We start from the raw sequence: 25,458 nt of genomic DNA on the forward strand, positions 1-25,458 counted from the left end.
AGGTGGGTTGCCATGCGCAGTGAACCTCCCAGTCGAAGGCCGCGCGGCGCCGCCCCTTCGCATACCTGGTAGGTCTGCGTCGCCCGGGTGGGCGCCTCGCGGTGTGAAACTTCGTGCATTTTTCACCCCACGCTGTGCTGAGGACCTCCCATGTCGCAGACCGATCTGATCGAAGCACGCCCGGCGCCGTCCGAGTCCCTGCCGGACTTCGTCGCCGAGTACCGTGTCGACGCCGCGCTCGACTGGCTCGACAACCACCCGCCACACTTCATCGCCGACCAGCTCGCCCGAATGGACGCCGTCCAAGCGGGCATGGCATTCCGGCTGCTGGACAAGGATCTGGCGCTGGCCGTATTCGAGGAGCTCGATCCGGTCGACCAGCAGCAGATCCTGCAGGGCCTGCGCGACCAGAGCTTCCGCGAGCTGGTCGAGGGCATGGCCCCGGACGACCGCGCGCGCATGCTGCGCGAAGCGCCCGCCAAGGTCGCCAAGAAGGTGCTGGCCGGACTGAGCCCGCGCGAGCGCCGGATGACCGCCGCCCTGCTCGGCTATCCCGAGGGCTCCGCGGGTCAGTACATGACGCCCGAGGTGGTCGCGCTGCCGCGCGACCTGACCGTCGCGGCGGCGCTGGCCATGGTGCGCGCCAAGGGCTCGAGTGCGGAGACCGTGTACACACTGCCCGTCGTCGACTCGGGCCGCAGGCTCACCGGCGTCGTCGAACTGCGCGAACTGGTCCTGGCCGGGCCGGACACCATGGTGTCCGAGCTGGTCGTCACCGAGCCCGCGTTCGCCCGCGCCACCGACTCCGCGGAGAAGGCCGCCCGGTTGATGCGCGAGACCAACGACATCAACCTCCCTGTGGTGGACAGCGAGGACCGCCTCGTCGGCTTGCTCACCATCGATGACGCGGTCGAGGTCATCGAGGCCGCCGACAGCGAGGACGTCGCCCGCCAGGCCGGTTCCGCGCCGTGGGAAGGCCACTACATGGCGGCCGGGGTCTTCCAGCTGGCCCGCTACCGCGCGCTGTGGCTGATGCTGCTGCTCTTCGCGGCGACGCTCACGGTGAGCGTCACCGATTTCTTCGAAGGCACCCTGCAGCAGGCCGCGCACCTCGCGCTGTTCATCCCGCTGCTGATCGGCGCGGGCGGCAACGCCGGTGCGCAAGCGGCCACCGCCTGTGTGCGCGCGCTCGCCGTGGGCGAGGTGCGCGTCTCGGACCTGTTCAAGGTGATCTGGCGCGAATGCCGGGTCGGGTTGGTGCTCGGATCCCTTTTGGCCAGTGCGGGATTGGTGATCGGCGCGGTGTTCGTCGGCCCGCGCATCGCGGTGGTGGTCGCGATCACCCTGGTGCTGATCTGCGGGTGGGCGGCGACCATCGGCGGCACCATGCCGCTGCTCGCCAAGAAGCTGCGCATCGACCCGGCGGTGGTGTCGGCGCCGATGGTGACGACGCTGGTGGACGCCACCGGGCTGATCATCTACTTCACGACCGCGAAGCTGGTCCTGGGGATCTGAGGAATTCGGTTCCGCCGCAAGCTTTCCGGGATCGGCTGCGCGCCGACACCCGGGAAGCGAGCGGATCAGGGGCTCGAGGGGCCGAGGCCCCGGCCACGGATCAGGGCAGCATCGGCAGCAGCTTGCGCATGACCTCTTCCACGGCGTCGCGCTTGCCCACCGCCGAGACGACGGGGATCCGGGTCGGCAGCGCCTGACCGGTCACAGCGGGGCGAAGCGGGGGACCGACCGGTGCGGAGTACACCCGCGAGTCACCGGCCGCGGCGGCGACCTGGTGCACGGGCCGGGGGCCGACCGTGAACGCCGGCTCGCCCGGTCCCGCCGGGTCTCCGTCCTGGTACTCGTAGTTGATCACGACGTTGCTGCCGCGAAAGCTGAACTCGCACTTGTGCAGCTGCTGTTCACCCGCGGGCACGGAGATGCCGAGAGTGGGCGCCACCGCGCAGGGGTCGAGTCCGGTGAGGATGCTGCGGGCCGTCACGGGAGAGGTGCCATGCGGCGGCTCGATCCGCCACTCCGTCAACGCCGTTCGCACCAGCGAACGGGCCACGGCGCACGGGTCGCCGCCGATCGGGCTCTGGACGTCGAGCCAGAATTCGGCGGCGGCGGGGAAGCGCGCTTCGGCGTAGCAGGTGTGATGGCCCTGCTCGCGGAACTGCTCGTCGGTCATCACCTTCCGGTCGTCCAACAGCGAGACGGTGACGTCACCCACCCGTTCGATCGTCGCGTCCCTGTCCTCCCACGGCATGCTCGTCGGCGGCGCCACCACATGCCACACCAGGGTCGTTCCCTTGCCAGGCTCGGCCGAACCGATGATCGCCTTGCAGGTGGACGGCTGCGTATTGTCCACGGATACCACCGAACCGACCTCGCGCAGTTTCTGATTCGGTAGCAGTGCGCAGGGGTCGATATTGCGCGCCCTGCGCAGCATCTCGAGCCGCTGTGCGTCGGTCTGCGGCGCGGTGGACCAGAATCCGCCCGTCGCGGTGTCCGTGGTCGACGTCGAATCCGACGCCGGTGCGTCCTGACAGCCCGCGGTGGTCAGAACGAGCGCGGCCGCCAGCAGCAGTCGACGCAGCATCGATTCCCCTTCGTCGCATGGATCGGATTGGCGCGGAACGATCTACTTCCGCGAACTATCGCCGCCGAGTGTGCCCGTAGCGTCGCTGGTCCGCAAAACGGGGCAGGCGCGCTCCGGTACGGGCGGGGCCGCCGCTAATGGCAGGACTACCGGCGCCTGCCGCAGCACTTCTTCCAGCGCGTCGTCCCCGCGGCTCGGCACTCTGACCGCAGGGACGGGCGGCCTGAAAAGATGTCGTCGTCGGTCCGGCGGGCCGGTCACGGCGGCGACAATCGATCCGGCGATCCGTCTCGCACAACGAGGATTGCGTTGTGCGCGGTCGGGTGGATATTCGGTCAGGCGGCGGGGAACAGCGCGGTCGCCCGGCGCAGGACCTCGTCCACCACGGCCTCGTCTCGGCCGAATACGTTGACGATCGGGAGCTTCGGTCCCAGGGAGGACTCGGGTCTGGACGACGGCAGCGGCGGTCCCACGATCGCGTTGTACGAATGAAACTCGTCGGCGCTCGGATCGCCGTATCCGGGATGCCCATTGACGGTGAAGATCGGTTCGCCCTCCACGATCAGTCGCTCCTTGTCATAGGTGTACCGGACCTCGATCGTGTCGCCGTGGTACGGGAAGGAACACTTCCAGTCGCGCTGGTCGGCTACCGCCGGAGTTACGCCGAGGTCCTTCGCGACCGCGCAGGGATCGTTGCCGAGCAGGACGGTGCGCGGGGTGTCGGGCGAGGCGCCGTGCGCGGGTTCCTTGTCGAGCTGGGCGAGGATGGTCGGCAGGACCGCCTCGGCGACCGGGCACGGTTCGGTGCCGACCGGGGTCGTGGCGAAAATCATCACGGCCGCGGTCGAAGGGAAGCTCGCGGTCGCGGTGCAATTGCGCTCGACCAGCTTGCCCTCGAGTGCTGGGTTGGTGTCGAGATCGCTCACCGTGCCGACCGTGACAGCGCCGATCTTCGTTGTGCGACCCCGCTCCGGCTGTGGGATACCGCGCGTGGCGACGGACAACGACCAGCTCAGCGCGGTTCCCTTGCCGGATTCGGTCGGGCCCATTCGCGCTTCGCACCAGTTGGGCATGCGTACATCCACCCAGTTCACGGTGCCGATCTCGGCCAGTTCGGTGCGCGGGGCGAGTGCGCACGGGTCGATCGCACGAACCTTGCTCAGCAGTTCCCAACGCTGCTCGTCGGTCTGCGGGGCGGTGGACCAGTATCCAGTGGAACCGGCAGGCGCGGGCGGTAGGTCATCCTGACAGGATGTGACACTCAGCAGGGCGACAGCGGCCGCGGCGACTGTCGCGAATTTGCGCAACACGGTGAACCCCCCTTGTGTGGCGCGCAGCGCGCGCGTCTTCTGGTGCAGCAGTCTGCCGTGCGGCATGCGTCCTGACAATTCCGCAACGGGGGCACGTTCACTGCCGCCGCCGCTGACACGATGCGAGCCGATCACGAGGGCTTGGCAGGCATTTCCTCCAGACATCCCGCCGAGATCGCCGCGACGGTGACAGTAGCCGCGACCAGCGCGAACTTGCGCATCGTGGCGGACCCCTTCGATTCAGCTCGCCGGGAACAGTTCGGCGACGTGCCGCAGGACCTCCTGTAGGACCTCGGGATCGCGGCCCATCAGTCTTGCCACCGGCAGCTGGCGGCCCATTGTCGTCTTCGGATCCGCCGTGCCGAACGCGGGGCCGACAACCACTGAGTACCAGTACGTCTCGGTGGTGCTGCGCCGGTCGTAGCCGCGATGGCCGTTCACCTCCACCAAGGGGGTGCCGCCCGTTGCGATCAGTTCGCCCTCGTAGGCGTACTGGAGATCGATATCGGAGCCCTTGTACTGGAATACGCACCCGAACAGATAATGCTTGGATGTGGGCGTCGTCGTCCCGAGGGAATCCAGGATCTCGCACGGATCCGCCCCGGACAGAACGGTTTTCGGCGTATCCGGCGACGTGCCCGCGGCCGGCGCGGTGCGTAGCGCATCGAGAGCGTTCGGCATCACTTTCTTCGCCAGCGCGCACGGCAACTGATCTGCGGGGGTCACCACGTTCACATTGAGCAAGACCGTGGCAGGGAACTGGCCTATGGCCATGCACGTCCGGGTCATCGAACCTTGCTCAGCGGCGTCCGCCTCACGGTCGACAACCATCGTCGCGTGGCCGATTCGGGCCGGCGGCTCCATTGTGTCCGATCCTTCTACGGGGTCGCGTGAGACGCCCAGCGACCAGCGCAAGATCGTGCTCTTGCCGAACTCGGCGGAGCCGAGCGTGGCCTCGCAGGTATCGGTGGAGCGGGCCTCGACCTTCACCACGGTGCCGATCGCAGTGAGCTCCTTGCGAGGGATGATGGCGCAGGGATCGATGGTGCGCACCGCGGCCATGACCGCGAGGTACCCCTCGTCGGAGGTGGGAGCAGTCGACCAGGAGATGGCAGGCCCGGCGGGCACGGTCGGTAGCTCGTCCTGGCAGGCCGCGACAGCGAGCACGACGAGGACGGCGGCGAAGGCCGTCACGAACCTGCGCAGCATCGTGAACCCCTTATGCGGCGCGCGCCGAGTGCGCGACTTCTGCTGCAGCAGTCTGCCCGACTGTGCAGTGCGGGCCAAACGGTCCAGGTGGAGGCGGCCGGATTTCATTTGAGGTGTGCAGAGTCGGTGATCTGACGTATCCCGGCCGCATCGGCGGGTCGCGGTGCTGACTCGATACCGGCAAACCGGCGCCGTGGGGTCGACCACGGGCGCTCGTCGCACCGGCCGACCGGTGACTACTGGCGATGGCTAACTGCTGGCGATCGATCGGCTCTACGGATGGACCGCTGCACTCGGCCGCTGGCGGGTGCAGCACAATAAGTGCCGCGCGCGGTGGTCTCATGGCGAATCGGTTGTCCGTGACGTGCACCGCAGCGCCACAAGGTGTTGTGCTGCATGGAGTTCTGATCCACTAGGAGTAGTGTTCAGAATAGGAACTCCGTGACGGCAGCGTGCTCGGGAAAGGTGTGGAGGCAGGATGAAACTGATCGATCGGGTGTCGGCCATCAACTGGAATCGGGTGCCCGACGAGAAGGATGCCGAAGTCTGGGACCGCCTGACCGGCAACTTCTGGCTGCCCGAGAAGGTTCCGGTGTCCAACGACATCCCCTCGTGGAACACGCTGACCGCCGACGAGAAGCAGCTGACCATGCGGGTCTTCACCGGCCTGACCCTGCTGGACACCATCCAGGGCACCGTCGGCGCGGTGAGCCTGATCCCGGACGCGCTGACCCCGCACGAGGAGGCGGTGCTCACCAACATCGCGTTCATGGAATCGGTGCACGCGAAGAGCTACAGCTCCATCTTCTCCACGCTGTGTTCCACCAAGGAGATCGATGAGGCCTTCCGCTGGTCCGAGGAGAACCGGAACCTGCAGCGCAAGGCCGAGATCGTGCTGGGGTACTACAACGGCGAGGACCCGCTGAAGCGCAAGGTGGCCTCCACCCTGCTGGAGAGCTTCCTGTTCTACTCCGGCTTCTACCTGCCGATGCACTGGTCCTCGCGCGCCAAGCTGACCAACACCGCCGACATGATCCGCCTGATCATCCGCGACGAAGCCGTGCACGGCTACTACATCGGCTACAAGTACCAGAAGGGCCTCGAGCTGGTCTCCCCGGCCGAGCGCGAGGAGCTGAAGAACTACACCTTCGAGCTGCTCTTCGAGCTCTACGACAACGAGGTCGAATACACCCAGGACCTCTACGACGAGGTCGGCCTCACCGAGGACGTCAAGAAGTTCCTGCGCTACAACGCCAACAAGGCGCTGATGAACCTCGGCTACGAGGGGCTGTTCCCGAAGGACGAGACCGAGGTGAACCCGGCCATCCTCTCGGCCCTCTCCCCGAACGCCGACGAGAACCACGACTTCTTCTCGGGCTCCGGTTCGTCGTACGTGATCGGCAAGGCCGTCAACACCGAGGACGAGGACTGGGAGTTCTGACCCGCCACTCCTGATCGGGGCCCCGCCGGACGCGGGGCCCCGATTCGTTTCCCCGAGTTCGCGCGGCTCAGCGGCCCGGCGGCGGACCGCCCGGGCGGCCGGGCGGCGTGCCGAAACCGCCACCGCCGGAACGGTTCTCGGATTTCGTGGCGACTCCGACGGTGAGCGTGACTGTGAGGCCCGACGCGGGCGTTCCGGTGACGGTGGCCAATTCGGCGTCCCAGCCGTCACCGAACACGTTGTCGGAGGCGAGGGTGACGCCGGACAGATTGCGCACGCTCTGGGCGTAGCCGGAGTCGTGCGCGAAGACGGCGTCGCACGTGTCCTCGGGAAGCGCGATCTGCGAGGTGAGGCGGGCGTCGCTACCCGCGACGGCCGTCTCCAGCGAGTCGAACACCTCGAAATGGATGTGCGGCCAGCGGCCCGAATAGCAGGCCGGGAAGATCGAGGTGAAGGTGACCGTGCCGGTCGCATCGGCGACCTGGACGCCACGCAGGTAGTTCTGGTCGGTGACGCCCGGGCTGTAGAGCGAGTAGTTCCCGGCGCGATCGCAGTGCCAGACGTAGACGGCCATGCCGGAGCCCGCGGCGCCGTCCTTCGCGAGGTCGCGCAGCGACAGCTCTAACGTCATCGGAACACCTTCCGCGACACCGGAATACGAGCCGAAACTGGTGGTGATGTCGGAGCGGACCACGCCGGACTCGATGAGGACGTTGGGTCCGTTGGAGCCGTCGCCCGGATACGGTCCGGCCGTTTCCTGAGGTGCCGCGCTCACCGCGTCGGCGGTTGTCGCGGCGGAGGTCTCGGCGCTCGACGAGCCCGTCCGCGTCGCCGTCGCGCACCCGCTCGCGGCCGTCGCCGCCCCGGCGATTCCGAGAAAGACCAGCGCCCGCCGCCGCGACATGACCCGCAGGTCGTGCGCCAGACCGAGATCGTGCTCGTGCGCCTCGCCATTCCTACCCACCGCGTTCTCCTCTGTTCGTTTCGCGTCGACAGCGACGGTAAGGGGCGGCGCTCGGACCGATCTGGGACATCGCTGGGAGTTCGCTGTGAGGGGTGCGCGGAGAGGTTGCGCTGTCACGGGCGGTGCTGGGCTTGTCGCTCGATGAAGGATTCTCAGCTTGTCGGCCTGTCCCGTTCTTCCTTCAGGACATCGGATCCGCGCGAAAAGACTATTGGCTCTATTCTTTCCGTTGGTCCACGGAGGGGGAGTGTCGGATGCGCCGATGGTTGGCGTTGGTCGCGGTATTGCTGGTGTGCGCCGTCGGATGCGGGGATAACGGTATGCCGGAATTGATTCCGGATCTGGACGCGCAGATGTATCCCGAAGACGACCCGCAATGGGAAATCGCCGCGGCGCTGCGGGTGGTGGACGTCTGTGCGCTGATACCGCGGCCGAATCTCGAACAGTTCGGACCGGTCCGGGTGGTGGGCACGAACGGCATCCAGGCTTGCTACGCGCGCATTGCGACCCGCACCGAAGGGCACGTCGACCTCGGGTGGGTGTTGGTCTCATCGCCGCCCAACGAAGGCGGTGGCGGGCACGACCGCAGGATCGGTGCGGCGCGCGCCTGGATGGTGTCCGACGTGGACAACAGCACGCCCGAAGAGATCGAGCGCAGTTCTTACCGGTACTGCGCGCTGCAGGTGGAGCTACCGCCCGGCGGTTCCGTGGCCCTGCGGGTGGACTCCGCGAAGGGAATCGACGCGTGCTCGGTGGCCGACCGGGCCGCGGAGATCGTGTTGCGAGAGTGGGAACGCCATCCGCGCCAAGGTGATTCGCCCGATACGGTGCGTACGCCGCTGACCGGCGCGGATCCCTGCGCGGTGCTCGCCGAACTGGGAATCGGGCGGAAAGGTTCGTGGTCGAGACCAGAGCGGTGCGGGTTCCGGTACCGAGGCGAGCGGATCGCGGTCGGGTACGAATACGACACCGGGCGTCCGCCTGCTGATGTCCCGCCGGTTCCCGATCCGAGCGGGAATGGCTATCGATCGAACTATCCGCTGGTCACCGTCGCGAACCGTACGGGATATCGGTCGGAGAGCGGCGGTCAGCACACCTACTATCTGCCGCTCGGCGCGCCCGTGGATTTGCCGTCGCTCGCCGATCCGCAATTTCCGGACGAGACGTGGACGCCGACCGTCACGATCGAAGGTTCGGATCAGGAGGTCATCGCCGCGGTCGGCGAGGCGGTCTTGTCGCTGTTCGATTGAGGGGCCTCGTGCCGGGCTGCCTGAAGATGCACCGCGCCAAGCGAAATCGGCAGTGATTCAGGGAACGGACGAGCCGTCAGTCGGTGACGTACCCGTTGAGCGTCTTCTGGAGATCGGTCATGAGCGCGCGGGCCGCGGTGAGTCCGTCGCCGTGCCAGACGCTGTCGTCGACCGCGAAGACGCGGCGGTCGCCGGCGGCGCCGAGTTCCTTCCACTCGTCGCCGCGCATCACCTTCTCGGCCTGCGCCTTGCCCGATTCACCGGCCAGGACGACGTAGACGATGTCGCCTTCGACCTTGGTGCCGAGTTCGCCGGGGGCGACGTCGAAAGACGCGACGCGCTGGGCCGTCGGCCGCCGCACGCCCAGGTCGGCCAGGACCTGGCCCGCGAAGCTGTCGGCGCCCTGAACCTGCACGGCATCACCGGTGAAGCGGACGACCGACGCCTGACTCTGGTTGGCGGCGATCGCGGTGCCGATGTCGGCGGCCTCGGTGCGGTAGTTGTCCAGCGCGGTGGTCGCCGCGCCGCGCCGGTCCAGACCCTCGGCGAAGGCGCCGAACTCGGCCTGCCAGCTGGTCGGAGCGCCGACCAGCACCGTCGGCGCGATGGCCCGCAGTGCGTCGAAAGTGGCCGCGCCCGAAGGCTGTTCGCCGATGATGACGTCGGGACGCAGTTCCGCGATCTTGGCGAGATCGGGCGCCGCGGCGGTGCCGATGCTCGGGACCTTCAGCACGCCGGTGCCGAGGAACTCGGGTTGCGGGCGCTCGCCCGCCACGGTCACCGCGCCGACGACGCGCTCCCACAGACCGAGCGCGCAGGTGGCGTCGAGCGCGGAGGTCGTCAGCACGACGATGCGTTGCGGATCGGCGGGCACCTCGGAGACTCCGGCGGCGTGGGTGACGCTGCGGGTGCCCGAGGGCTGATCGGGTGCGCTGGGCAGCGCGCAGGCCTTCGTCGTGTCGCGCTCCAAGCCGACCACGCCGGCGCCCGCGATATTGGTGGTGGTGCGGATGATCGAACTCGCGTCGTCGGTCTGGTTACCGCAGCCGACCAGCGCGGCGGCGCAGAGGGCCGCGACGGCGGCCGTGCCGTAACGGGTGGCGACAGTGCGGTTTCGGGTGCGAACGAGGGCGCTCACCGGCATGCCGGAGAGGGTACAGGCGTCCGGAGACGCGGCCGAGGCGCGGGTGGCGGCCCGCGCCTCGGCGCACGAAGCCGCTACCTCAGGCGGCGTCGCCGCCGAGATGGAAGACCGCGCCGGTCGGATCGGCGACGGTGGCCATCCGTCCGTACGGGGTGTCCTGGGCGGGCGAGACGACCTTGCCGCCGAGCGCGACCACCTGGGCGACCGTCTTGTCCACGTCGTCGGCGCCGAAATACACCGTCCAGCCTGCGGGTGCGCCCGGCGGCAGGAAGTCCGAGGCGTCCATCACGCCGCCGAGCATCGGGCTGGTCGAGTGGATGGTGGTGTAGCGGAAATCGGGTGCGCCGGGCATCTCGAAGGTGTCGGACCAGCCGAACACCTCGCGGTAGAACGTCAGGGACGCCTGGTACGCCCTGGTGTGCAGCTCGAACCAGGACGGCGCGCCCGCGTGATTGCGCCACCGGCCGCCCTCGACGATGGCCTCGGTCTCGACGCCGCCGAAGGTGCCGGTCTGCCAGACGCCGACGCCGGCGCCGTCCGGATCGCCGAGCACCGCCATCGTGCCGAGGTCGCCCACGTCCATCGGCTCCACGATCACGGACCCGCCGTGCGCGGTCGCGGCCGCGGCGGTGGCCCGGGCGTCCGGTGCGGACAGGTAGACGGTCCACCGATCCGGCCCGGTGTCGCCGTCGTCCATCCTGCCCATCCCGCCCGCGACGGCCTTGCCGTCCTTGCGGAAGGTGAGGTAGCCGCCGAATTCCGCGCCCGCGCGGTCGGCGGTCCAGCCGAACAGGTCGCCGTAGAAGGCGATGCTGCGCTCGGGATCGGCGGTGTAGAGGTCGACCCAGACGGGGTCGCCCGGCTTCGGGGTGGTCATGAGCGGTCTCCTCGCAGGTGACGAACGGTTGTCATCGATAGAGACGGCGGTCGCGCCGAGAACTCATCGGCGCACGCCACGGGGGTCCCGCGGTGTACTGCGGATGACCGGTGACCAACGAAATACGACGCAGAGTAGGACCCGTGCTGTCGGCCGTGACGGCACCGTTTACGATCTCAGGAGCGCAAGCGAACTGTCCGCTGTCTCGGGAACGGGATCGAAGGCGAGCAGCGGAGCTCGCGGAGCGACCTAAAGGCATCTTCAGGAGGATCAGTGACTGCGGTAGAGCCCAGACCAGTCCCTCAATTGGAAGCGACTCGACCGTATCCGGCCCGGACCGGACCCAAGGGTTCTTTCCTCTACAAGATGGTCACCACCACGGACCCCAAGGTGCTCGGCACCATGTACCTGGTGACGGCGATCAGCTTCTTCATGGTCGGCGGTCTGATGGCGCTGCTCATGCGTGCCGAGCTGGCGCGCCCCGGCCTGCAGTTCCTCTCCCCGGAACAGTTCAACCAGCTGTTCACCATGCACGGCACGATCATGCTGCTGTTCTACGCGACCGCGATCGTGTTCGGCTTCGCCAACATCGTCCTGCCGCTGCAGATCGGCGCCCCTGACGTCGCCTTCCCGCGCCTGAACGCCTTCAGCTACTGGCTGTACCTGTTCGGCGGCTCGATGGCGACCGCGGGCTTCATCACCCCGGGTGGCGCGGCCGACTTCGGCTGGACCGCGTACGTCCCGCTGACCGACATCCTGCACTCGCCCGGCGTCGGCACCGACCTGTGGATCCTCGGCCTCGCGGTCTCGGGTCTGGGCACCATCCTCGGTGGCGTGAACATGCTGACCACCGTCGTCTGCCTGCGCGCGCCCGGTATGACCATGTTCCGGATGCCGATCTTCACCTGGAACATCGCCGTCACCAGCGTCCTGGTCCTGCTCGCCTTCCCGCTGCTCACCGCTGCGCTGTTCGGCCTGGCCTACGACCGCCACCTGGGCGGCCACATCTACGACCCGGCCACCGGCGGCATCCTGCTCTACCAGCACCTGTTCTGGTTCTTCGGGCACCCCGAGGTCTACATCATCGCGCTGCCGTTCTTCGGCATCGTCTCGGAGATCTTCCCGGTGTTCAGCCGCAAGCCGATCTTCGGTTACACCACGCTGGTGTACGCGACCCTCGGCATCGCCGCGCTCTCCATCGCGGTGTGGGCGCACCACATGTACGCGACCGGCGCCGTGCTGCTGCCGTACTTCTCGTTCATGACCTTCCTCATCGCGGTGCCGACCGGCGTGAAGTTCTTCAACTGGATCGGCACGATGTGGCGCGGTCAGCTGACCTTCGAGTCGCCGATGCTGTGGTCGATCGGCTTCCTCGTGACCTTCCTCTTCGGTGGTCTGTCCGGTGTCATCCTGGCCTCGCCGCCGATGGACTTCCACGTGTCCGACACCTACTTCGTGGTGGCCCACTTCCACTACGTGCTCTTCGGCACCATCGTGTTCGCCACCTTCGCGGGCATCTACTTCTGGTTCCCGAAGATCACCGGCCGCATGGTGGACGAGCGCCTGGCCAAGTGGCACTTCTGGGCGACCTTCGTCGGCTTCCACACCACCTTCCTTGTGCAGCACTGGCTCGGCAACGAGGGCATGCCCCGCCGCTACGCCGACTACCTGCCCACGGACGGTTTCACCGCGCTGAACACCATCTCGACCATCGGCGCGTTCGTCCTCGGCGCCTCGATGCTGCCGTTCCTCTGGAACGTCTTCAAGAGCTACCGCTACGGCGAGGTCGTGACGGTGGACGACCCGTGGGGCTACGGCAACTCGCTGGAGTGGGCCACCACCTGCCCGCCGCCGCGGCACAACTTCTACGAGCTGCCGCGCATCCGGTCCGAGCGCCCCGCGTTCGAGCTGCACTACCCGCACATGATCGATCGCATGCGCGCCGAGGCGCACGTGGGCTGGGGTTCCGGCAAGCACGCCACCGCCGTCCACGAGGGCGAGCTGGTCAAGCACTAGAAACTCGACGAGTGTGCACCCGCTGACAATCAGCGGGTGCACGCGCGTTTGCCCTGGGTAGTGCGGCGTCGACGGCCCCACATCGTGGCCCCATTGTGTACGTTGCTGTTTGCCGTAGCTGTGCTTCAGCGGCGATACGGTAGAGCCCAGGGGCGACGCCGCCAATCGAACACAGACATGGAGCGCATCGACTTGGCCGACACCACCGTTCTTGTCACTGTCACCGGACCCGACCGGCCCGGTGTGACGTCCGTGCTGCTCGCGGCGATGTCGCGGCACCAGGTGAGCCTGCTGGATGTGGAGCAGGTCGTCATCCGCGGCCGGCTCACCCTCGGTGTCCTGGTCACCTGCCCGAACGATCCCGAAGAGCTGCAAGAGGAGCTCGAGGAGGCGATGAACACCGTCGGCATGAACGTCGACGTGGAGGTGGGCGCCGCGATCGGGCGGGCACCGATGTCCACGCACGCGGTGGTCATCCTCGGCGCGCCGGTGACCGCGCGGGCGTTCAGCGCGGTCTCGCGTCAGCTCGCCGCGCTCGGCGCGAACATCGACACCATCCGCGGCATCGCCGACTACCCGGTCACCGGCATGGAGCTGCTGGTCTCCGCGACCGACACGGGCGCGGACACCGACTCCAGGCTGCGCACGGCGCTGGCCGAGGTGGCGGTCGCCGAAGAGGTCGACGTGGCGGTGGAGCGGGCCGGGCTGGCGCGGCGGGCCAAGCGGCTCATCGTGTTCGACGTCGACTCGACCCTGATCCAGGGCGAGGTCATCGAGATGCTCGCCGCGCACGCGGGCGTCGAGGAGCAGGTCCGCCAGGTCACCGAGGCGGCCATGCGCGGCGAGATCGACTTCGCCGAATCGCTGAGCCAGCGCGTCGCGACCCTGGAGGGGCTGGACGAATCGGTCATCGAGGAGGTCGCCGACCGGATCGAGCTGACCCCTGGCGCGCGCACCACAATCCGCACGCTGCGCCGCATCGGCTTCCGCTGCGGTGTGGTGTCCGGTGGGTTCCGCCAGGTCATCGAGCCGCTCGCGCACGAGCTCGAACTCGACTTCGTGCAGGCGAACACGCTGGAGATCAAGGACGGCAAGCTGACCGGCCGCGTGGTCGGCGACATCGTCGACCGCGCCGCCAAGGCGACCGCGCTGCGCAAGTTCGCCGCCGAGGCCGGGGTGCCGATGGAACAGACCGTCGCGGTCGGCGACGGCGCCAACGACATCGACATGCTCAACGCCGCCGGGCTCGGCGTCGCCTTCAACGCCAAGCCCGCGCTGCGCGAGGTTGCCGACGCGGCGCTGTCGCACCCCTACCTGGACGCGGTGCTGTTCATCCTCGGCGTCACCCGCCATGAGGTGGAGGCCGCCGACGCGCGCGACGGGTTGATGCGCCGGGTGCCGCTGATCCAGTAGTTCGCGCGGCGCAACGTATTTCGCCTGCCGGGACCGAGGCGGTGTCGCCTCGGTCGTGCGCGAACGCGTCCGGCGGCGTTCATCTGCCTTCGCTCCGGCTGTGCGCGGGCGATCGACGGACCGGGTGCGGCCGTGTTCATTAGGCTGGTCGCGGATTGATCATTCGGTGATCGGAGGATGCGGTGCGGAAGTCCCTGGTTGTGCTGCTGCTCGGCGTCGCGCTCACCGCGTGCGGAACCGATGACGGCCACGACGGGCACGCACCGGCGACATCCACCGTGTCCACCCGCGCCGAACCGTCCGGAAACGTCGAGCCTTCGGGAGATGCCATGGACGTGACCGAGGCCGACAGCGGACAGCAGCGCTCGCTCCGCGTCGGCAGGCAATTGATCGTGACGCTGGCCGCCAACCCGTCGACCGGGTACGGCTGGCGGCTCGCCGCACTGGACCAGAATGTGCTCCGGCAGGCGGGCGAGCCGGATTACCGGCCGGATGCCGACCGTCCGATCGCGCCCGGCTCCGGCGGCACCGCGGTGTGGACGTTCGTCGGGAATGCCCCGGGCGTCACCGAGCTTGCACTGGAGTACGCGCGCCCGTGGGAGCACGGCGTCGAGCCCGCGCAGAAGTTCACATTGAGGGTCGAGGTGAAGTGAATGAGCAGTCCGGACAGCGGTACCGTGGACGAATTGTCCACGGGGGAGGAGGGATTCCGCATCCGGCACGCGGAACTCGCGCTCGGTTACGGTGGCGCGGGCGATCCCGACGACCCCGGCCAGGTCCAGGCCATGCAGATGGTGCTGCACCTGCCGAAGGCGGATCCGCCGCCGCGCAGCGCGTTGCTCGCCGCCGCGGCGGCTTCGGCGGTCGCGCTGTGCCTGGACGAGCGGGTCGGCCCGGAAGGGCCCTGGGCGCAACGGTATCTCGCGTGGAAGCGCTCCCGGATTCGCAAGGTGGCGCGGCGCGCTCGCGGCGCCCAGTGGCTGGCGGCGGGCGAGGTCGACGGCGTCACCGTGGAGATCGGCGGCGCGCAGGCGCGTGCGTTCGTGCCGAGCGCGGTCGGCGAGGTGGACCCGCGAATCAAGAAGCTCCAGATCGGCGGCACCGATCTCGAGCACGACGATCCCGGTCCGCCGGACCCGAATCTGCCTGTTCTGTGGGTGAATTCGGCGCTCGGTATGACGCTCGGCAAGAGCGCGGCGCAGGTCGGCCACGCCAGCATGCTGCTCGCGGCCGCGCTGCGTCCCGAGGACGCCTACCGCTGGTCGCGCCGCGAATTTCATTGCGCGGTACGCGAAGCCGACCCGGCGCAGTGGCGGGCGTACACCGATCGGGTGGCGGCGGGCAACGCGGTGGCGGTGCGCGATGCCGGTTTCACCGAGATTGCTCCAGGTTCGCTGACGGTGATCGCCGTGCCGCCCGAGTCCTGGTGAGCCGCGTCCGGGAAAGGCCGGAACCGGCGCACGGCCGACGGGCTGCACCGCACCCAGGTGTGGCCGAGGGGTATTTGGGTATCAGTGACGGAACGGGGCTTCGGCCCCGCCGTCTCCGGAGGATGTCATGACGACGCTGCTGCTGATTCTCGCCGGATGGGTGCTTCTTTCGCTGCCGCTGGCGCTGATCGTCGCCAGAATGTTCCGCCCGATCGATGGCCCGCCGTCGGCTCGACCGCGTCCCGCACGGGCCAGGCGGCGAACCGTCGTCGGCCGGCTGGCCGGGCGGATGGCCCGTTCGGCGCGACCGATGTGGGCCGGTCGGGCAAACCCGGCGCGTGTGGGCCAAGATGGAGCGCGTGCCGCAACCGGATCCCGATCTGCTCATTGATTTCACCGACGTGACCGTCCGACGCTCGGGGCACACCCTAGTCGGTCCGGTCACCTGGCAGGTCGAGCTCGACGAACGCTGGGTCGTGCTCGGCCCGAACGGCGCGGGCAAGACCTCCCTGCTGCGCATGGCCGCCGCCGAAATGCACCCGACCTCCGGAATCGCCCACCTGCTCGGCGAGGTGATCGGCAAGGTCGACATGAACGAGCTGCGGCCACGCATCGGCCTCTCGTCCGCGGCGCTGGCCAGTCGTGTGCCGCTGGACGAGAAGGTCAGCGATCTCGTGGTGTCCGCGGGATACGCCGTGCTCGGCCGCTGGCGCGAACGCTACGACGACGTCGACACCGACCGGGCCATCGACATGCTGGAAAGCCTTGGCGCCGAACACCTTTCCGACCGCACCTACGGCACCCTGTCCGAGGGCGAGCGCAAGCGGGTGCTGATCGCCCGCGCCCTGATGACCGATCCGGAGCTGCTGCTGCTCGACGAACCGGCGGCGGGCCTGGACCTCGGCGGTCGCGAGGAACTGGTCGAGCGACTCGGCGATCTGGCGGCCGATCCCGAGGCACCGGCGATGGTGCTGGTGACCCACCACGTGGAGGAGATCCCGCCCGGTTTCACCCACGGCCTGCTGCTCAACGAGGGCGAGGTGGTCGCCCAGGGTCTGCTGACCGATGTGCTCACCTCGGAGCACCTGAGCGACGCCTTCCGCCAGTCCATCGCGCTGGACCGCGTCGACGGCCGCTACTTCGCGCGACGTGCGCGGCGAGCGGGCCAGCACCGGTCCCGGTAGCGAGTGGCCGCGGCCTGCGGCGGGCTCCGGCGGCGCCGGTTATGGTGCAGGTGTGAGTGAGACAACGACGTCGCCCGGTGATCGGCCGCAGGATCCCCCGCCCATCAAGGACGCGTCCACGGTGATGCTGGTGCGCGACGGGGTGAACGGTCCCGAGGTGTTCCTGCAACGACGGGTCGGGGCGATGGCCTTCGCCGCGGGCATGACGGTGTTCCCCGGCGGCGGCGTCGATCCCGCCGACAGCACCATCGAGATCGACTGGGCGGGCCCGGATCCCGCCTGGTGGGCCGAGCGTTTCGCGGCCACCGAATCGCGCGCCAAGGCGCTGGTGTGCGCGGCGGTGCGGGAGACATTCGAGGAATGCGGCGTGCTGCTGGCGGGTCCGACGGCCGACACCGTCGTCGACGACACCACCCCGTACCGCGAAGCCCGCAGCAGGCTGGAGCGCCGCGAACTGTCCCTGGCCGCCTTCCTGGCCGAGGAGAAGCTGGTGCTGCGCGCCGACCTGCTTCGCCCCTGGGCGAATTGGATCACTCCGGTAGTCGAGCCGCGCCGCTACGACACCCACTTCTTCGTCGCGGTCCTGCCGCAGGGCCAGCTGGCCGACGGCGCGACCTCCGAGGCCGCCGAAGTGCAGTGGAGTACCCCGGCCGAGGCACTCGACCGCTGGCGTGCGGGCGCCGACATCCTGCTCCCTCCGACCTGGTCTCAGCTCGACGCCCTCAGCGGCTTCGCCTCGACCGCGGACATCTTCGCGGCCGAACCGGTGATCGACCCGATCATGCCGGAGCTGACCGAGGCAGGCGGCGCCAAGGCGCTCAGCTTCCCCGGCAACGACCGCTACTTCGCCGATCTCCCCGAAACCGCCAAGCTCCGGGGCTCGGCCCGCTGACAAGGGCTACCGCACGCCTCGTAGGGGCCCTAGGTACTGCGAGGCGTGCACAAGGTCTGCGAGCGCGTCAGGGCCTGTTGCAGCATCGGTGATGCGGGACGTGGCGGGGGCGGGAGGTAGCGTGCGTGGCATGGCCGAATTCGTGACCCTGGAGCTGCCGGAAGGGGATGGCGCGCGGGGCGTCGCCGTCCTGCGGATCGCTCGTCCGCCGATGAACCTGATCAACGTTCAGGTGGTGCGGGAAGTGGCCGAGGCCGCGGCGGCGGTCGCGACGCATTCCGGCGTCGCGGCCCTGGTGGTCTACGGGGACGAGCGGGTGTTCTCGGCGGGTGACGACGTGGCCGAGCTGGCCACGCTGAACGCCGACCAGGCCGCGGCCATGGCCGCCGACGTGCAAGCCGCGCTGGGGTGCCTGGCCAGGGTTCCGCAGCCGACCGTCGCCGCGATCAGCGGGTACTGCCTCGGCGCGGGGCTGGAACTGGCGCTCGGCGCCGATCGCCGCGTCATCGGCGACAACGTCAAGCTCGGGCTGCCGCAGATTCACGCGGGACTGATCCCGCTCGCGGGCATCCGGCGGCTGTCGCTGCTGGTCGGTCCCGGCCCGGCCAAGGACCTCGTGTACACGGGGCGTTTCGTGGAGCCGGACGAGGCGCTGGCGCTCGGTCTGGTCGACGAGGTCGTCGCGCCGGACGACGTCTTCGCCGCCGCGCTGCGCTGGGCCGGACGCTTCACCGACGGACCGGGACGCGCGCTGGCCGCCGCCAAGGCGGTGTTCGAGGCGGGCCCGCACGGCCTGGATCGCGCGCGCGGCGAGTGGGCCGGGCTGTTCGGCACCGAGGATCGCCGGATCGGGACGGAATCCTACGTCGCGGACGGGCCGGGATCCGCGGCTTTCGTCGGGCGCTGAATTCCTCCGGACAAGGCTGTGCGGGCGGTCGCCCGCACGCAGACCGTCCGGTCTGCTCGGGGTGTGCCAGGAGATTGCCCTGATGGGAACATGTTCTCATCTGGCCATCCGTCCAGAGGGTCGCGGAATGCCCGGGCCGACAGCGGGCTTCATCTGGGGATTTATGTAGGCTAGGCGACCATGACGGTACGTCCCGACGACCCCGCGCCGAACCCGCACGCCACCGAGGCCGAGGTCGAAGCAGCGCTCAAGGATACGAAGCTCGCCCAGGTGCTCTACCACGACTGGGAGGCCGAGACCTACGACGACAAATGGTCCATCTCCTATGACGAGCGTTGCATCGACTACGCCCGCGGCCGCTTCGACGCCGCGGTCGGCCCCGCGCCGCTGCCCTACGAGAAGGCGCTCGAGCTCGGTTGCGGTACCGGCTTCTTCCTGCTGAACCTGATGCAGGGCGGCGTCGCCAAGTCCGGTTCGGTCACCGACCTCTCGCCGGGCATGGTGAAGGTCGCGCTGCGCAACGCCGAGAACCTGGGTCTGGACGTGGACGGCCGCGTCGCCGACGCGGAGACCATCCCCTACGACGACGACACCTTCGATCTCGTCGTCGGTCACGCGGTGCTGCACCACATCCCGGATGTGGAGCTGGCGCTCAAGGAGTGCCTGCGCGTGCTCAAGCCGGGCGGTCGCTTCGTCTTCGCGGGCGAGCCGACCACCGCGGGCAACTTCTACGCCCGCTGGCTCGGCCGCATCACCTGGAAGGCCACCACCACCGTCACGAAGCTGCCCGTGCTGGCGGGCTGGCGTCGTCCGCAGGAGGAGCTCGACGAGTCCTCGCGCGCCGCGGCGCTGGAGGCGGTCGTCGACCTGCACACCTTCGATCCGCGCGATCTCGAGGCGATGGCGCGGTCCGCGGGCGCCGTCGAGGTCAAGGCGAGCACCGAGGAATTCGCCGCCGCGCTGTGGGGCTGGCCGGTGCGCACCTTCGAGGCGGCCGTGCCCGCCGAGAAGCTCAGCATGGGCTACCGGATGGCGATGTACCGGGCGTGGCTCGGACTGAGCTGGGTGGACGAGAACATCATGCGCCGCGTGGTGCCGCGCCAGTTCTTCTACAACGCCATGATCACCGGCGTGAAGCCGGACGCGTCCGCCAAGTAGTGGGCTACCGCTTCGGCCGCGCGGACATCGCCTTCCTCGCCGGCGCGGCAGGGCATGCCGCGCTGGCCGAGGTGGAGCGGCTGGAGCTGACCCCCGCGACGCACCTGCGCGATCTCGAGCGGGTGCGTCGCGATCACGGCGAGCACGCCGCCGCGCTCGTGGAAACCGTGCGGCTGCGGCGCAAGGCCGCCGCCAAACTGCACGGCGCGGGGGACTGGCTCTTCACCGACGACGCGCTCCAGCAGGCGACGCCGACGCCGGTCGCCCGCCACCGGGCGGCCCGGCTGGCCGGCCGTGCCGTGCACGATGTCACCTGTTCCATCGGCGCCGAACTCGTCGAACTGGCCGAGGTGTGTCCCGCCGTCGTCGGCAGCGACCTCGACGAGGTGCGGTTGGCGATCGCCGCGCACAATCTCGGCTCCCGCTGGGCGCCGCTGTCCGGCGCCGATCGGGCCGGGCAGCGAAATGTGCTGCTGGCCAAGGCCGATGCCGTCGTGCCCAGCAGCACCGGCACGGTGATCATCGCCGATCCGGCCCGCCGCGCGGACGGCCGCCGTACCCACGATCCGGCCAAGCTGCAACCTCCGCTGCCCGATCTGCTCGACGTGTACGCGGGCCGCGACATCGCCGTGAAGTGCGCGCCCGGACTGGATTTCGACCGGCTGGACTGGCGAGGCGAGATCGAGGTCGTCTCGCTCGACGGCGCGGTGCGCGAGGCGTGCCTGTGGTCGGCGGGCCTGACCGAAGCCGGTGTCGCCCGCCGCGCCACGGTGCTGAGTTCGCGCCGCGATCCGGAGGTGCTCACCGACGCCGAGCCGGACGAACTGCCCGAGCGGCCGCCCGGCGAGTGGATCATCGATCCCGACGGCGCGATCGTGCGGGCCGGACTGGTCCGGCACTACGCCGCGAGACACGCCCTGTGGCAACTGGATCCGCACATCGCCTACCTCACGGGCGACGCGGTGCCCGAGGGCCTGCGCGGCTTCCGTATCGAGGACCGGCTCGAGCTGCGTGAGAAGACACTGCGCCAGGAGCTGGCGCGCCGCGAGTGCGGAGCGCTGGAGATTCTGGTGCGCGGCGTGGACGTCGACCCGGACGCGCTGCGCAAACGACTGAAGCTCAAAGGCAGCGTGCCCTACACCCTGGTGATCACCCGCATCGGCCGCACCGCGACGGTGTTCCTGTGTACCGCGCACGCCGCGTCGTGAGCGAACGAAGTGAGTGAACCGTGTGGCAGCGCGCGTCGCGCATGCCGGAGCCGAGCGCTAGCGAGGTGCAGGCGTGAGCGCGGTCCGGGCCTAGGACTCCAGTTTCTTCACGACCCGCTGCACCGTCAGCCAGGTGCGGGTGGTGATGTCCTTGCCGTAGGTCTTGTCCAGCCAGGCCATGAAGTCCGGCGTCTTCGGCGTGCTGTTGTCGATGACGGTGAGGAAGGCGCGGGCCTCCGGGTCGTAGCCGATGATCCGGGTCAACTCGTCGCCGGTGTCCGGGTGCTCGACCTCCGGGCTCTGGTCTTTGAAGAAGGTCACCGTGAGGTAGGAGCCGCGCTCGTGGGTGAGCCCCTCGAACGGATCGCGATCCAGCAGCTCGCGCAGCTCCTCGTAGCTGCGCACGATGGTGCCGCCCGGAATCCCCAGCTCCCGGTTCAGCGCCTCCTGGATCCGGTCCTCCAAGGCAGCCGCATCGGTGTCGGTGCAGCGAAACACCACGTTGCCGCTGGACAGGATGGTCGCCACCTTCTCGAACCCGAGCCCCTCGAACACCGCGCGCAACTTCTCGTTGCGCATGTTCGGGTTGGTCGGCATGATCCCGCGCAGCAGCGCCGCGTACCTGTTCATGCCGACGACCGTACTCGAGCGCACCGACTACTCGGCGTCCAACGCGGGCGAACTATGCCTGCTGGGTGGCGCCGTTCTTCTTGCGTTCGATGTCCTCCAGCGCGGCGATGTACTTCGCCCGCTCCTCGGCGCCCGCCTCCCAGGTGGCCTTGCGGTTCTTGACCACCTTCGCGGGCGCGCCGACGGCGATGCCGTAGTCCGGGATCTCGCCCTTGACCACCGCGTGCGCGCCGAGCACGCAGCCGCGGCCGACGCGAGTATCGCGCAGCACGGTCACCTTGGCGGCGATCCACGTGTCGGGGCCGATCCGGACCGGGCTCTTCACGATGCCCTGATCCTTGATGGGCATCGTGATGTCGTCCATCTTGTGGTCGAAGTCGCAGATGTAGCACCAGTCGGCGACCAGGGTCGATTCGCCGATCTCGATGTCGAGGTAGGTGTTGACGACGTTGTCCTTGCCGAACACCACCTTGTCGCCGATCCGCAGCGAGCCTTCGTGGCAACGGATGGCGTTGCCGTCGCCGATGTGCACCCAGCGCCCGATCTCCATCCGGCTCAGCTCGGGGGTCGCGTGGATCTCGACCCGGCGGCCGAGGAACACCATGCCGCGCAGCACGATGTGCGGGTTGGCCAGCTTGAACTTGAACAGCCGGTAGTAGCGGACCAGATACCAGGGCGTGTAGGCGCGGTTGGCGAGCACCCAGCGCAGCGACGCCATGGTCAGAAATCGCGCCTGCTGCGGATCCCGGCGGCGCGAACCCCGCCACCGCGAGCGCAACGGTGCGCCCCACATGCTCGTCACGAACCGTTCTCCCGTCGTGTTCCCCGGGCGGCCACCCGAGGGTCGTCATTGGCTACACAGCGTACTTTCGTGCCGCATCACCTCTGGTTCTACCCTCACCTTCGCCGGACGAGACGTTCCCCCCTGCGTCCACCGAGTAGCAACCTGCGCCACGCAGGCCGACCACCCTCCGGTGCGAGTCTTACGAGCGCCGTTCGCGGCCCGTCTCGCGCTCGAGCGGCCGCTGCGCATGCGACACCGTCGCCCGGCAGTGGCCGCTCGAGCGCGAGACACCAGGGGGCCGCGAACACGCCGTGCCGGAGGCGCGGCAAATTCAACACCGGCTAGTCTTGCGAGCGGCCATCGACCCGAGGGGAGAACAGCAGTGCGAACCGGTAGCGTGCGGGCTGTCGCGACACAGCCGCGATCCCGGGTGCGTGCGGCAGCCGCGCTGGCCGCTCTCGGCGCGCTGGCCCTGACCTCCTGCGGCACCGATGTCGACGACATCGCCGTCGGCCCCGGCAAGGGATGGCCCGCCGCGCATCACGACGGTCGCAACAGCGGCGTCAGCCCCGTGACCGGCGCGCGCTCACTGACGTTGAGCTGGTCCAGACCCGCGGCAGGCCCCATCGAGCGGCCGGTCACCATCGGCGCCGAGGGGCAGCTGTTCCTGACCACCCGCACCGCGAACGGGTGCGCCATCCTGTCGTTCCAGATGCCGACCGGCCGCAAGCGATTCTGTGATGTGCTCGGCCCCAACGCGATCTCGTCGCCGACGGCGGTCGACGGTGTCAGCAACGTCTACGCAGGCGACGACGGCGCGGTGAACTCCTTCAACTACCTCGGCCAGCCGCGCTGGCGCACACCCGTTGCGGGGGTTCCGGTTTCGGTGCAGTTCACCGGTGACAGCCGACTGCTCACCATCACCCAGTCCGGCCAGGTGGACGTGCTGGACCGGCAGACGGGCCTGCGGACGGTGCCGACCGTTCAATTGCTCGGCGAACCCGACTTCCTGGGCAACCCCGACCTCACCCGCCCCGCCTCGGGCCAGGGGCTCGACGACTGCGGCACCGGCGGCCCGCAGTGTCCGATCGCGAACATCTCGGCGATCGACGGATCCACCGGCCGCTTCTACGTCACCGTGTGGCAGCCCGGCGCTCCGAGCGCCGCGCTGATCGCCTTGCGCTACGCCGACAACAGGATTCAGCAGGAGTGGCGCGCGGAGATCCTGACCGAGGGCAGCGCCACCGGCCCCGCCCTGTCCGCCGACGGCGGCACCGTCTACGTCGGCGACAACAGCGAGCGACTGATCGCCGTCGACGCCGCCGACGGGCGCACCAAGTGGGTGCGGCCGCTGGGATTCACGCCGAGTGGCGGGATTTCGGTCTCCGGCGACGGCCTGATCATCCCCGCGGGCGACGAGGGCTACCTGCTCGCCCTGCGCGACACCGGTGACAGCGCCGAGATCGCCTGGGAACGCAAGGATCTCGCGCTGCGCGGCGCCCCGGTGCAGACCGCGGGCGACACCGGCTACACCGCCGCCGCGATCGGCGACGGCCTGAACCTGATCACCTTCGACACCGGCACCGGAGCCACCATCGATTCCGATGTGCTGCCCGGCGCGAAGGGCACCACCACCGGCACCTCGGTCGGGCCCAAGGGTGAGGTGGTGGTGGCCACGCGCATCGGCGAGGTCTTCGTCTTCCAGCCGGAGTAGGGCGTACCTCCGCCTTCGCTCCGGCCATGCGCGGTCTTCGGACGGACTGTCCGGCAGCGCCGCTCAGAGCGGGTTGTTCGGATCCCGTTCCGGCAGAGGACGTTCCACGATGACCGGCCTGCCGAGCGGATTGCGCACGCGGCGTTTGGCAGCCGAGTACACCTGCGCGGTCTCGGCGGCGACGACGTCCCAGGCGAAGTCCGCCGTCAGTCGTTCCCGCGCGGCGTAGGCGCGGTCCTGCGTGGCGACGGGGTCGTCCAGCGTGGCGCGCACCGCCTCCACCAAGCCGTCCACGTCGGCGGGTTCGAAGGAAGCGCCCGTGACGCCGTCGATGACCGCTTCGCCGAGTCCGCCCGCCGTCGAGGTGATCAGCGGGGTGCCCGCGGCGGCCGCCTCCAGCGCCACGATGCCGAACGGCTCGTAGCGGCTCGGCAGCACGATGGCGTCGGCGCCGTGCAGCCAGCCGAGCAGTTCCTGGTGACCGAGCTGGCCCGCGAAGGTGACCGCGCGCGCGACGCGATGCACCCTGGCCCGTTCCCGCAGCCATTCGAACTGAGTACCGACGCCCGCCACGGTCAGCGTGGTGCCGGGGTGAGCGCGGCGGATGCGGGGCAGCGCGGCGATGGCGTCCTGCACGCCCTTCTCGTATTCGAGCCTGCCGACGTAGAGCAGCCGGGGCGGCCCGGAGCGCGGGGCGCGCGGGCGGAAGGTCCATGCGCCCACGTCGATGCCGTTGCGGATGACCGTCATCGGGATGCGCTCGGGACCGTACAGGCGCTGCACTTCGTCCTGCATCGAGGTCGAGCAGGTGATCAGCGCGTCGGACTCGTTGGTGAGCCACCACTCGACGGAGTGCACCTGCTTGTTGACCTTGCCCGCGACCCAGCCGCTGTGGCGGCCCGCCTCGGTGGCGTGGATGGTCGAGACCAGCGGCACGTCGTAGTACTCCGCCAGGGCGATGCCGGGATGGGCGACCAGCCAGTCGTGCGCGTGCACGACATCGGGCGTCCAGCCGTCACCGATGCCGGGCTTGCCGAGCGCGACGCCCGCGCGCACCATGGCGTGCCCCATGGCCAGGGTCCACGCCAGCATGTCCTCGCCGAAGTCGAAGCACGGCGGATCCTCGGCGACCGCGACAACCAGCACGCCGTCCTCGATGAACGAGTGCGTGGGGTGGCTCGACGAGTCGGTGCCGGAGGGGCGGCGGGACAGGACGACCACCTCGTGGCCCGCCGCGGCGAGCTCGGTGGCCAGGTGATGTACGTGGCGACCCAGCCCACCGACCACAACCGGCGGGTATTCCCACGACACCATCAAGATCTTCATGCAAG

The 25,458-nt window shown here is 69.2% G+C and carries 22 protein-coding genes; 13 read left to right on the top strand and 9 right to left on the bottom strand.

Going from position 1 to position 25,458, the window contains the following annotated elements; translation table 11 throughout:
* Nucleotides 1-150: 150 nt before the first annotated feature.
* The gene (gene mgtE, locus AC3EO7_RS30890) at nucleotides 151-1,515 is read left to right on the top strand and encodes a magnesium transporter (RefSeq protein WP_431971856.1); all 1,365 of its coding nucleotides are present in this window, start codon (nucleotides 151-153) and stop codon (nucleotides 1,513-1,515) included.
* A gap of 100 nt (nucleotides 1,516-1,615) precedes the next feature.
* On the opposite strand, the gene AC3EO7_RS30895 is transcribed toward mgtE, so the two are convergent.
* The 3 genes from AC3EO7_RS30895 to AC3EO7_RS30905 form a co-directional block, all read right to left on the bottom strand.
* A complete protein-coding gene (locus tag AC3EO7_RS30895) occupies nucleotides 1,616-2,596 on the bottom strand; it encodes a hypothetical protein (protein WP_435593137.1) in 981 nt (326 codons plus the stop codon).
* A 335-nt stretch (nucleotides 2,597-2,931) separates the two neighbouring features.
* Nucleotides 2,932-3,972 carry a hypothetical protein gene (locus AC3EO7_RS30900; RefSeq protein ID WP_431971854.1) on the bottom strand — a complete coding sequence of 347 codons (1,041 nt, stop codon included), beginning with the start codon at nucleotides 3,970-3,972 and terminating at the stop codon, nucleotides 2,932-2,934.
* 174 nt (nucleotides 3,973-4,146) lie between these two features.
* Nucleotides 4,147-5,115 (bottom strand): hypothetical protein, encoded by a 969-nt coding sequence (locus AC3EO7_RS30905; RefSeq protein ID WP_435593138.1) that lies wholly within the window; start codon nucleotides 5,113-5,115, stop codon nucleotides 4,147-4,149.
* Nucleotides 5,116-5,593: 478 nt separating this feature from the next.
* Here AC3EO7_RS30905 and nrdF point away from each other — a divergent pair, with 478 nt between their 5' ends.
* On the top strand, nucleotides 5,594-6,556 hold the full coding sequence (gene nrdF, locus AC3EO7_RS30910; protein WP_431971852.1) for a class 1b ribonucleoside-diphosphate reductase subunit beta: 963 nt from the start codon (nucleotides 5,594-5,596) through the stop codon (nucleotides 6,554-6,556).
* 67 nt (nucleotides 6,557-6,623) lie between these two features.
* On the opposite strand, the gene AC3EO7_RS30915 is transcribed toward nrdF, so the two are convergent.
* Complete coding sequence (locus AC3EO7_RS30915; protein WP_435593170.1) at nucleotides 6,624-7,460, bottom strand: dioxygenase family protein; 837 nt, start codon at nucleotides 7,458-7,460, stop codon at nucleotides 6,624-6,626.
* A 314-nt stretch (nucleotides 7,461-7,774) separates the two neighbouring features.
* Between AC3EO7_RS30915 and AC3EO7_RS30920 the strand changes: the two genes are divergently transcribed.
* Nucleotides 7,775-8,770: a hypothetical protein gene (locus tag AC3EO7_RS30920; RefSeq protein WP_435593139.1), complete on the top strand. Its 996-nt coding sequence runs from the start codon at nucleotides 7,775-7,777 to the stop codon at nucleotides 8,768-8,770.
* A gap of 76 nt (nucleotides 8,771-8,846) precedes the next feature.
* Here the strand turns inward: AC3EO7_RS30920 and AC3EO7_RS30925 are convergent, their stop codons facing one another.
* Nucleotides 8,847-9,914, bottom strand: a complete 1,068-nt coding sequence (locus AC3EO7_RS30925) for an ABC transporter substrate-binding protein (RefSeq protein WP_431971850.1) — start codon at nucleotides 9,912-9,914, stop codon at nucleotides 8,847-8,849.
* Nucleotides 9,915-9,993: 79 nt separating this feature from the next.
* On the bottom strand, nucleotides 9,994-10,791 hold the full coding sequence (locus tag AC3EO7_RS30930; protein WP_431971849.1) for a VOC family protein: 798 nt from the start codon (nucleotides 10,789-10,791) through the stop codon (nucleotides 9,994-9,996).
* 273 nt (nucleotides 10,792-11,064) lie between these two features.
* Here AC3EO7_RS30930 and ctaD point away from each other — a divergent pair, with 273 nt between their 5' ends.
* The 9 genes from ctaD (at nucleotide 11,065) to AC3EO7_RS30975 (ending at nucleotide 20,999) form a co-directional block, all read left to right on the top strand.
* A complete protein-coding gene (ctaD, locus tag AC3EO7_RS30935) occupies nucleotides 11,065-12,807 on the top strand; it encodes an aa3-type cytochrome oxidase subunit I (protein WP_431971848.1) in 1,743 nt (580 codons plus the stop codon).
* Nucleotides 12,808-12,984: 177 nt separating this feature from the next.
* On the top strand, nucleotides 12,985-14,220 hold the full coding sequence (gene serB / locus AC3EO7_RS30940; protein ID WP_435593140.1) for a phosphoserine phosphatase SerB: 1,236 nt from the start codon (nucleotides 12,985-12,987) through the stop codon (nucleotides 14,218-14,220).
* Nucleotides 14,221-14,402: 182 nt separating this feature from the next.
* Entirely contained in the window at nucleotides 14,403-14,873 is a 471-nt protein-coding gene (locus AC3EO7_RS30945; RefSeq protein ID WP_431971846.1) for a protease inhibitor I42 family protein, read from the top strand.
* The gene (locus AC3EO7_RS30950) at nucleotides 14,874-15,650 is read left to right on the top strand and encodes an aminoacyl-tRNA hydrolase (protein WP_435593141.1); all 777 of its coding nucleotides are present in this window, start codon (nucleotides 14,874-14,876) and stop codon (nucleotides 15,648-15,650) included. It abuts the gene before it with no gap.
* Between the two features lie 350 nt (nucleotides 15,651-16,000).
* Nucleotides 16,001-16,834 (top strand): ABC transporter ATP-binding protein, encoded by an 834-nt coding sequence (locus AC3EO7_RS30955; protein WP_431971942.1) that lies wholly within the window; start codon nucleotides 16,001-16,003, stop codon nucleotides 16,832-16,834.
* Between the two features lie 124 nt (nucleotides 16,835-16,958).
* Nucleotides 16,959-17,726, top strand: a complete 768-nt coding sequence (locus tag AC3EO7_RS30960) for an NUDIX hydrolase (protein WP_431971941.1) — start codon at nucleotides 16,959-16,961, stop codon at nucleotides 17,724-17,726.
* Between the two features lie 130 nt (nucleotides 17,727-17,856).
* On the top strand, nucleotides 17,857-18,633 hold the full coding sequence (locus AC3EO7_RS30965; protein ID WP_431971844.1) for an enoyl-CoA hydratase-related protein: 777 nt from the start codon (nucleotides 17,857-17,859) through the stop codon (nucleotides 18,631-18,633).
* Between the two features lie 180 nt (nucleotides 18,634-18,813).
* A complete protein-coding gene (locus tag AC3EO7_RS30970; protein WP_431971843.1) occupies nucleotides 18,814-19,791 on the top strand; it encodes a class I SAM-dependent methyltransferase in 978 nt (325 codons plus the stop codon).
* Complete coding sequence (locus AC3EO7_RS30975; RefSeq protein ID WP_435593142.1) at nucleotides 19,791-20,999, top strand: THUMP-like domain-containing protein; 1,209 nt, start codon at nucleotides 19,791-19,793, stop codon at nucleotides 20,997-20,999. Before AC3EO7_RS30970 ends, AC3EO7_RS30975 begins: the two co-directional genes overlap by 1 nt.
* A 90-nt stretch (nucleotides 21,000-21,089) precedes the next feature.
* Here the strand turns inward: AC3EO7_RS30975 and AC3EO7_RS30980 are convergent, their stop codons facing one another.
* Together AC3EO7_RS30980 and AC3EO7_RS30985 are read right to left on the bottom strand one after the other, a co-directional pair.
* A complete protein-coding gene (locus tag AC3EO7_RS30980; RefSeq protein WP_431971841.1) occupies nucleotides 21,090-21,629 on the bottom strand; it encodes a DUF1697 domain-containing protein in 540 nt (179 codons plus the stop codon).
* 52 nt (nucleotides 21,630-21,681) lie between these two features.
* The gene (locus tag AC3EO7_RS30985) at nucleotides 21,682-22,431 is read right to left on the bottom strand and encodes an acyltransferase (protein ID WP_431971840.1); all 750 of its coding nucleotides are present in this window, start codon (nucleotides 22,429-22,431) and stop codon (nucleotides 21,682-21,684) included.
* Between the two features lie 364 nt (nucleotides 22,432-22,795).
* Between AC3EO7_RS30985 and AC3EO7_RS30990 the strand changes: the two genes are divergently transcribed.
* Complete coding sequence (locus AC3EO7_RS30990; protein WP_435593143.1) at nucleotides 22,796-24,127, top strand: outer membrane protein assembly factor BamB family protein; 1,332 nt, start codon at nucleotides 22,796-22,798, stop codon at nucleotides 24,125-24,127.
* A 63-nt stretch (nucleotides 24,128-24,190) separates the two neighbouring features.
* Here the strand turns inward: AC3EO7_RS30990 and AC3EO7_RS30995 are convergent, their stop codons facing one another.
* A complete protein-coding gene (locus AC3EO7_RS30995) occupies nucleotides 24,191-25,453 on the bottom strand; it encodes a glycosyltransferase family 4 protein (RefSeq protein ID WP_431971838.1) in 1,263 nt (420 codons plus the stop codon).
* Nucleotides 25,454-25,458: the final 5 nt, after the last annotated feature.

The organism is Nocardia sp. bgisy118 (genome assembly GCF_057708605.1).